General features: G+C 56.4%; 7 protein-coding genes and 1 tRNA gene. 1 reads left to right on the top strand and 7 read right to left on the bottom strand.

Annotation, left to right across the window (positions count from 1 at the left end; translation table 11 throughout):
- Window positions 1-693 precede the first annotated feature (693 nt).
- The 4 genes from CXY70_RS01005 to CXY70_RS00990 form a co-directional block, all read right to left on the bottom strand.
- Window positions 694-1,416 carry a hypothetical protein gene (locus CXY70_RS01005; RefSeq protein ID WP_146066016.1) on the bottom strand — a complete coding sequence of 241 codons (723 nt, stop codon included), beginning with the start codon at window positions 1,414-1,416 and terminating at the stop codon, window positions 694-696.
- Window positions 1,417-1,718: 302 nt separating this feature from the next.
- A complete protein-coding gene (locus CXY70_RS01000; RefSeq protein ID WP_369851319.1) occupies window positions 1,719-2,228 on the bottom strand; it encodes an ATP-binding protein in 510 nt (169 codons plus the stop codon).
- Window positions 2,229-2,731: 503 nt separating this feature from the next.
- Window positions 2,732-4,750 carry a hypothetical protein gene (locus CXY70_RS00995; protein ID WP_104190540.1) on the bottom strand — a complete coding sequence of 673 codons (2,019 nt, stop codon included), beginning with the start codon at window positions 4,748-4,750 and terminating at the stop codon, window positions 2,732-2,734.
- 173 nt (window positions 4,751-4,923) lie between these two features.
- Window positions 4,924-5,913: a nucleotidyltransferase domain-containing protein gene (locus CXY70_RS00990; RefSeq protein ID WP_104190539.1), complete on the bottom strand. Its 990-nt coding sequence runs from the start codon at window positions 5,911-5,913 to the stop codon at window positions 4,924-4,926.
- Between the two features lie 118 nt (window positions 5,914-6,031).
- Between CXY70_RS00990 and CXY70_RS00985 the strand changes: the two genes are divergently transcribed.
- Entirely contained in the window at window positions 6,032-7,006 is a 975-nt protein-coding gene (locus CXY70_RS00985) for a CBASS cGAMP-activated phospholipase (protein ID WP_104190538.1), read from the top strand.
- 346 nt (window positions 7,007-7,352) lie between these two features.
- Here the strand turns inward: CXY70_RS00985 and CXY70_RS00975 are convergent, their stop codons facing one another.
- The 3 genes from CXY70_RS00975 to CXY70_RS00965 form a co-directional block, all read right to left on the bottom strand.
- The gene (locus CXY70_RS00975; RefSeq protein ID WP_104190536.1) at window positions 7,353-8,558 is read right to left on the bottom strand and encodes a site-specific integrase; all 1,206 of its coding nucleotides are present in this window, start codon (window positions 8,556-8,558) and stop codon (window positions 7,353-7,355) included.
- Entirely contained in the window at window positions 8,551-8,745 is a 195-nt protein-coding gene (locus CXY70_RS00970; protein WP_104190535.1) for an AlpA family transcriptional regulator, read from the bottom strand. The genes CXY70_RS00975 and CXY70_RS00970 overlap by 8 nt, the downstream gene beginning before the upstream one ends.
- Before the next feature lie 196 nt (window positions 8,746-8,941).
- Window positions 8,942-9,013, bottom strand: a tRNA-Gln gene (locus CXY70_RS00965).
- Between the last annotated feature and the right edge of the window lie 90 nt (window positions 9,014-9,103).

Here is a 9,103-nt window from a genome sequence, read left to right as displayed (position 1 = left end):
GCCATCGCAAACGCACTTCGATAGGCTCAAAGAACTAGCCCACATTTGATCGTGTGTTGCGACGATGGCTAGAAAACGCCCCGTTTCTCATGGCCCTTGACATGAGGGGTTCAAAAGTGGCCTGTTGCGCAAAGGCACGATGCGGGAACAACCGTGGGGGAATACCACCGGACAGGGCAGGACATGACATGACATGACATGACATGACATCACTTCTATGCTCAAGCATCTGCCAATGCCTGGGACGTGGCGTTCCGCACAGTGATTGCTGCCTCATACCTCGCCCGATTTCTCGTCTGCGGCCCTCCGGATGGACTTTGTGAATGCCTCATCGGTGAGTTCGTACCGCCGTTTCGCTATGAATTCACAGCTGCTGCGCTGGCCTCTCGGCACATTGCGGCCACGTGTGGCACGAACGATCCTGGGGAAATTCCGTCATGCACTTTGGCAACCACGCCTTCGGGCTAGGCGAACTCGTCCCTAGCTCCACTTCTAGTTTCCTGATGCAGCGTTACGCTTATCCCGGATCTGTTGGCGCCGCTCACTAAAGGGATCCTCTGCAGTCATTACCACCCCATGCACGGGGCATTCGGGAGGTGTTAAAGCTACGATCGTTCTAGGACATTCGTCTACGGGACAGCTGTAAAGGCGCCCGTCCGCTGAGCCCCTGCCGGGCGCTCTATCGTCTACCAACTAGACCGCCTCCATCAGGGGATCTTTGCGCACGATTGATCGCGACTGCCACAGGTCCGGCGAGTGCCGCCCAGCTAGGCATCGACGGTGAACCGTGTGTCTGCTAATTCGTCCGGCATGTTTGCACCCGTGAATGGACAACTCGAGCAGATAAGCCACCGCATCAGAAACTGGAACGAGAAGTTCCCGGTGTATCTGCTCGCCGGGTTCCAGCGTATGAGTGTAGAGCAGCACGCCGCTCAACTCGCCGAGCGCCTCCAGACCCTCTCGAATACTCGACCCACGATATGAAGGGGCCGCGTGCGAAAGAAGCCCGGGATCAGCCAAAACATCAATCCGTCGGTGGGGCTCAACTCCGTCGTACCAGAGGAGGACGCCGTCAGTGCTCGCCACGGCGTCATCCCATACAGGTGCGTCGGCGATAAATATGTCAAGGATTTGCGCGTACCCCGCATCCAGGAGCACGCCCATGTGCCCGTCATTCTTGATCGTGAGGACGACTAGCACCGCTGAATACCCACCGATATTGGACGCGGTCGCCTTAATTTCGAGGGTCAGCCGCGGGTGAAACGTCCGGCCACGGATAAACTTCGAATACCCAGCGATGCCGACGAGGACAGCAATTATCGCCGTCACAACTGGGGCAATAGCGCCAAGGGTTGACAGCCAATGCGGCTCGACAGCGATCAACTCGGCAGTCATTGTTATGCTCACGAGTTCCACAGCCCAACAATCCCACAGCCGCCAACTTAAAGGAAGCACCAGCCGTCTAAGATCGGGTCCCCCGTTGCAGGCGGTATCGTGCAGGTGAGGTATCCCGTTGAAAAACAAAATCGATGATCGTCCACGCCAGCTACGTCCGTGGCCACAGCCACCTCATGCGCCCGAAACCCTGCGGCAACGCCCCCGCAGGTGAGTATTTGAGGCTGTGAGCACCACCCAATCGTGCGGTTCAGCACCACCGATCGTGCGAAAGAGCGCCAGTGGTGGTGTGGCTGGGGGCCACTGACGCCGTCCGTCATGGATTAGGCACTGGCCAGCGCGATGTGCTCCCTCATGTTGTAGGTGCCGATCTCGACCCAGACCGTGTTGTGGATGATCCGGTCCATGATCGCGTCAGCATTAACACCGGAGCCGAGGCGCTGGTGGCAGTCCATCTGCGAATACTGGGTGCCGAACACCGTTAACGTTTTGCCGTAACGGCGCTCCATCAGCACCATAAACATGCAGCGCATCGATTCCGTCGACCGGTCCAGCAACAACTCGCAAAGGACGAGCAACGCGAAGTCCGCATACTTGCGCAGGCATTTGCCGGCGCCGCCGGGGGTGTATTGGGCTGCGACCCAGGCTTCCTCGAGGTGGGGCATGCGGACGTAATGGGCGCGAATATTCAGCGCATGCGGTGTTCGCATGCGGTGTTCGCAGGCGCGTTTAGCGATCGCGCGCCCCAGATACGACTTCCTCGGCGCGGTGAATCCTTGGAAGACGACGTTCTGCTGTCGGGCCATGAAGGAGCAGGTGCCGAGCTGGGTCAGCAGCTGCCGGTCAGGTGGCGTTCAACCACACCGATAGTGGTGCTCAACAGCGCGTATCACGAATCTGAACAGTGGCGCTCACCCGCACCACAGGTGGAGCCCACAGAAGCCAATATTCGTTTGCGAGCGGACGCTTTCTCAAACAGCGCTGAAGCTCACTGGAGCCAACTGGGATTACGACGGTACAAATGCAACTATTTGCGCTAGCTCCTTTCTGTCGTTACTCGCATCCGGCAAACAAACTTGGCACACGGAAAGGAACGGACGTGCTCGTAAATGAGACCGCCGCATACTCAGGAACCGTGCCGCTCAGCGCACGCTCGCCCGCCCGCCCTCGTGGTCAGCCACGTTGGCGACTGGACGCTGCCGCCGGAATAGCTGCGCGAGGTGAGTCGTCACGCAGCACGGCTTCAAAGGAACGCCGCCTTTTCAGCCCCACACGATGCCCATTTTTGCAGGCTGATACACGGCACTTGTCCCCACCGCATGTTTAGAAGTTGGATTCATTCGACTAAGAATTCAAGATTTACCCTTACCCGCGCGAGTTCCTTGGGTTCCAACTTGAGAAGTCCGGAGACATATGTCCGACCATGGCGCTGGAGTTCGCTACTTGACACGCCACCTAGGGCTGAGTGAACTCGCTGCATCAGTCCGCTGTCTGCCTGCAATTTTGCAGCAAATTCCGGCTTGGGCGTCATCCCAAGATAACTATTCAGTACAACGGCGTTTGACTTGTTCCAAACGAATCGTCGGGCTCCTGAAACGTCGGACTTTGCCATATACATGAACACAAAAGTCGGGGCGGTGCGCACTTCCTGCCTATAAATCGGTCGACGCTGACTTACTAAAGTTCGGGCACCTACCTCTTCCTGAATCATTTCGAGATATCGGGCAAATCGACTCGACTTGGCTCGAATACTGTCAAGGTCCTCCGACGTGTCAATAAGCCACATTCTGGGCACGACGAGGGGTCCTCCCGCAGCATCAGCCTCAACGACAGACGAAGTCAGCCATCGAGATTTTGGGAGCAAAGAACGCACCCACTCCGGCCACACCCCATACAGTTCGAGATCACTCTCACCGAGAACGAAAAGCGCATTCGCACCGGTTGCGATTCCACGTTTAATATCGAAATAGTCTCCGATAGTCCGCTCGGAATCAAGCTGAACAGGCGCCTGTAAAGTAGCCCAGTTCCACTTCGGGCGTTCTCGCAAAGAACTCATCGGCAGTGTAAGTGTCTCGAGTGGGTTGAGGAGCGTGCCACCGCGAGATATTTCAACGGTGTCTCCCACACCCGCCGCGAACCGTTCATAGATGATTACAGCGGACGATATGCGAGCGTTGTCAAATAGCGGGGAACTGCCGTCATAAATGTGTAGACGGCGGAGGCGAACTACCGTCGTCAAGTATCCTCGAAGCGCTCTCCCGTAGTCGGTTGCCACCAGCTCAGAGGGGAGCAACCAAGCAGCGATTGCATGCTCGGCCAGCCAATCGTGGGCCGTAAGAATGAAGTACATGTATAGGTCGGATCGTCCGTCAATTCGAATTCCCGTGCGCTTGTACAGCGACTCGCGCAGCCATGCCAACGGCCTATCTATATCCTGGTGTCGCACGTACGGCGGATTTGCCAAAAGCAGAGTCCATAAATTTTTTGGTGGAAGCTGGGTCAAGAAATCGCCGACAATTACCTTCAGTCCAGCCCTTCTCCATCGCTTGCCGGTCGCGTGTGCACGGTCTGGGTTTATTTCAACGCCCTCTGCCGACTCAAATGAAATTAGGGAAAGCAGTCGTCGGAGGGACGCAAAAAAAATCCCCGGCCCGACAGCTGGATCACCGAATCGAACGGGTTCCTTGACGTCAACAAATACTGCGGCCGCGGCAGCGATGTCGTAGGCGAGTTCAGGTGGGGTAAGGAACATCGCCGATTCCCGTTCATCGGGCAATGACAGCAAGCCGGGTGAGAAAGCGTTGACTTCTTTGGTGCTCCAAAAAGCATCCTGCCCCGAGATCGCGTCCTGTCCCGCATAACGCGCGACGGGATCCGTCGCGAACTCTGTTGGGTGATATCCAGCCGGCTCGACCTCCGAAGAATGATGCAAAAATTCGCACACTTCAGCTATCAAATTCAACCTATCGTCGTCAGACAGAGAGGCAAGATCCAAACCGACACCAATCTTGGTGGCAAGAGATTCCAGGAGATTGGAGGCAGAAGGAGTTAGTGACGGGCCACTACCCCGTGTCGCACTGCTCTTTGATTTTTCATAAGGTTCAACGCGCTGCCTATCGTTCAAGATCCTGAGGTTCCACTCGAATTTTTTCAACAGCGAATACACTCGCGCGGCGAATTCAGACTTCACACCATCGTAAATAGTGATATGAAAGATACTGTCTGGAAAATCCGGCTTATAAGACAACCACTCTAAGTCCTCGGATTCACATGTGATGATCACTGTCTTCAGAGCAAGTGCCTCTGTGGCAGCATCATCAAAAGTTGACACTTCTGAAAGGATTAAATCATCCACTAGAGCATTCGAGTAATGATCTAGTGCTTCGGGACGCACTTGCAATTTGGAGTATCGAGCAGTGATATGCGGAAGCGATCTACTTTGTGGTTGGCAGATTCGTCGGAGCAACTCAAGAGCTGACGCTACATTTCCGTAAGACAGATAGAGCACAAACTTACTAGGCGACACGACTAGATCACCAAGTACCGGATCAAGTCAGGTGACATTCCGCGCAACTTTCCTATTTCGTCAAGGAGCCCGAACATTTTTGAACCGTACGCCTCAGCACGAGAAAACATTTGCGTCCGATCGTCCCTATCCACAAACTTCGCGCGAAGCGCCTCAGTGGAAAGTGACGTCTGTTCCAGAAACCAACTGTATTCAGACAGCAAACTCTCAATCGTAGAATTCAATTCCGGCAGTTTGTCTTTCACGAGCTGAAGGCGATCTTGCGGTGTTCTTAGAGTCAGTTGAAAGACGTCTTCTTCGGTGGGTATATCCGAGAAACTGCCGAGCGCAGCAATTGTCGCAAAACATGTCGTCATTCGACTGAACTGCAGCTTGAAGTTCTTTACTCTACGGCTTAATTTCGCTTCTTCCGAATCTCCATCATTGCGTTTATTTTCGTAATTGAGGAGGAGCGTTTTCCAATACCTCATGATGTCATTTAGCAAGAACCAAGGCTGAAAACTGTGCTCGTGCCGCGGGAAGTCGCGATAATATGATTGGATTATATTTTTTAGAGCCGCTTCGTATTCATCTTTACCATAGATACATTTGCTCTCGAGAAGGAGGAGCATTCGAAGTGTGAAGTGATTGTGTGCGTCATCAATGGGCCCACCTAGATACTTTAGAATGTCTTCAACATTATGAGTTTCTAAGTATTGTGCGTCATTTGAAAACGCGGGGAAACCTAATTTTTCAACGAGATCAATTAGGCGCCCAAATAATTTTAGTTCGTTAGTGCGACGGGACTGCACAGCATTTCCCGTTGGATGGTATGTAAAAAACAGGTCGACGTCCGAGAATTCTCCCGCCTCCAGACGAGCAAAAGACCCGGCCGTGAAGATAGTCAGCCCCTCCAGCTCAACGCCCTCAACAGCAGCGCCCACTTGGTCCTTAAGTTCAGACAATCGGGTCCTCGAGTAGCCAGCTCGTGAAGAAAGGAAGTCGTTGGTCATTTCTGAATCTTACGGGCAAGACGTTCCATTCGTTTCGACCGTGATCCGCAGATCGTAGTAACGGTGTAGTTTTATGCCTACGATCCAATAGGCGTGCCGCACAAGATTGCAGGGGAAGATGACGGACCGCAGCTCCTTCGACGCTGGTTCGCCACGATTCCAGGTGCTCGCGCTCGATGGCGGCGGGGCCAAGGCTCTCTTCACCGCCCATGTCCTGGCTAGGCTCGAAGCCGATCTGGACGTCAACATTTGCGATTCTTTCGACCTCATTGCTGGGACTTCCGCGGGAGGCATCATCGCTCTGGCCCTCGGCGCGGGCATTCGGCCGGCGGAAATCGCCGATCGCTACACAGAGTTGGTGACGAAAGTCTTTCCTCAGGCGCGTCGAGGTTTGTGGAATGCTTCGCGGCGACTTGTACGCCCAACCTACGAATCAGCAGCACTCCGAGCAGCACTTGTCGATCTCTTCGGCGCTAGAAAGCTCGGCGATAGCACTAAGCGCCTGGTCATTCCCGCTTGGGACGCTCAAAACGGCGCAGTTCACCTCTTCAAGACCTTTCATCACCCTGAATTGAGGCGGGATTGGAGAATTCCTATGGTGGACATAGCCTTAGCAACATCAGCTGCTCCAACGTACTTTTCTGTCGCCAAGGTGGACGGACAACGTTTCATCGATGGAGGGATCTGGGCAAACAACCCGTCTGTCGTTGCGATCACGGAAGCCGTACGAACGATGAATATGCCTCTGTCGTCCGTTCGAGTCCTAAACGTCGGAACAACTGATCAACATTTGACGAACACGCGGCAGATGGACAATGGAGGAATTTTGACTTGGGCGCCGCATGCGATCTCCTTGGTGCTGACCGCGGGAAGTCGTGGCGGACAAGGGATCGCCCAGCAACTGGTTGGAAAGAATAACTACAGTCGATTTGACGCGATGGTGCCGGGAGGAATGTATTCCTTGGACAAGGCGGATGCAGAAGATATTGCCGGACACGCTGCCTCGGCCAGCCGAGGACTGAGTCCCGTTTACACTAAACGATTCGCGAGTCATCTCGCACCAGTTTTTACTCCGGGTGACGGCGCTGAGTGATACACAGCATTACGAGTCACCGAAGGTAGCCTGATATGTCGGACGTCGCACAGAATTTCTGTCCATCACAACACTCTGCGCCAGAGACCGGGTAACCGTTCTCTGGCGCAGCGCCACCACTCACGCTGATCGCGTACGACTCACCGAGCATGCATGATGTGGGGCGGCCGTAGCATCCGCCATGTCACGAAAGGGAGGAGGCCATGTTGCGACTCCACGGCCCGTGAGTCTTGGTTCTGCGTTCTGCGTTCTGCGTTCTGCGTTCTGCGTTCTGCGTTCTGCGTTCTGCGTTCTGCGTTCTGCGTTCTGCGTTCTGCACACTTCATTCCACGTTTCATTGGGATCATCACGTACCAAGCACCTCGTCGAGGATCTCAGCCGTCACCGGGTCGACCATGTCGGCCGTGACCACGTAGCTGTTCCTAGTGGTCTGCTCATTGGCATGGCCGAGAAGGCGCGAGGCCAGGGTGATTCCGGCCGCCCGCTCGATCAGCGTGGCGGCCGTGCGCCGATAGATGTGAGTCGTGTATTCATCGACGTCGACGCCCAAGTCAACAAGGTTGGCGCGCTCGTCCTCCACGAATGCCCGCAGTAGGCGCTCGTAGTTGCTGACGCTCAGCGAGCGGCCGGTCTTCGTGGGAAATAGGAACGCCTCCGGATCCGCCTCCGCGAGCGCCAGCCGCCGTCGCACCGCCGCTGCGGCCATCGACGGCAAGGCTATGCTCCGCCGTTGCCGTGACCGCTTAGGAGAGTTCTTGCGGTGCGTTCCTTGAGCCTTTGTGCTCACGATCGTGCCGCTCACGATGAGCGTCGGCGGCAACGTCGTCATGTCCACGTCACAGCGGCGCAGGCCAAGGCACTCGCCGATGCGCAGAGAGGTGCCGATCATGATGTCCATTCCGTCAATCAGTGCGCGATAGTTGGGCCGCGGGCCGTCGTCGCGGGTGAGCCGCCATACCTGCATGCGCCCACGGATGCCCGTGATCTGCACCGGCGTGAGGGCGGATTCCTTGCGCGGCGACATTGGCAGGCGCTGAACGTCCCGCACAGGGTTCTGCGGCATGGCGTCGTCGCGCACGCAATAGCCGCACAGCAGGCTCAACACTGCCCGTGCTCGACGGGCTTTCGAGATAGTCTCTTCCTCCAGAATCCGCTGCAGGATGCGGTCGCAGCGACCGACGGTCAGGTGGTCGAGCCGCACTCCCCCGCAGCGCGGCACGATGATGACACGGGCCGTTGTCTCGTACGATTCGTAGGTTGAGTACGACAGACTGCCCGCTTTGGCACGGGTGAGCACCTGCGACAGCCAGAGCTCCACTGCGTCGGCGATCGTGCTCGACGGAGAGAGGGCCCCGGCACCGCCGGTGGCCATGGCTCTCGCTTGTCGATGGATCTCGGCGATAGCGTCGTCGCGGGTATCGGCCGTCACGGCAAGGCGGTGCAGTGCTCCGCTGTCGTCGCGGTTGGTGGCGCGGGCGCGATATCGGCCGCTGGCCAGTTGTCGCACGTCGATGGAGCCCACTTCACCGGCTGCGATCTGCGGCCTAACCATGGCGGTGTTCGTGAACCCAGGTGAGCACGTCCTGCACGTCGTAACGGACGAGTCGGCCGAGCTTGATATAGGGCGGCCCGGTCTGCATCAGACGCCAGTCCTCGAGAGTACGCTCGGGCATTCGGAGCAGCTCCGCGAGTTCGCGCTGGGTGAGAAACGTGGGTGTAATTTGCGTCGTCGTGTCCATACGCAATAGGTGCGCCAGAGAGCTCGTGAGCGGCCCGACCGAGCCGGGACAAGCCCGTATCGGGCCGGGCACAACAACGCCCAAACAATCCCCGAGGGGGTTTTTGGTGTAGTTTACGGTAATTCGGCCCGTTTCGGGCCTGTCGGTCAGGGTGGGCGATAGTCGATTTCGCCGCGGAATCCTGCGCTTTTTAGTGCTGGGGTACCTGGACTCGAACCAAGAACAAATGAACCAGAATCATCCGTGTTGCCAATTACACCATACCCCAATGCCTAATCCGAAGATCGGGCCGAGTAGTAGCCTAGCCCACTCGGGCTGGAGAGGCCAAACCGAGGTGTCCCCCGGCGAGTCGAAGCCC

Source organism: Cryobacterium sp. Y82 (assembly GCF_002929495.1).
Taxonomy (GTDB): Bacteria; Actinomycetota; Actinomycetes; order Actinomycetales; family Microbacteriaceae; genus Cryobacterium; species Cryobacterium serini.
The sequence above is the reverse complement of the archived record's forward strand: the minus strand, read 5'-3'. Positions and strand labels throughout refer to the sequence as shown.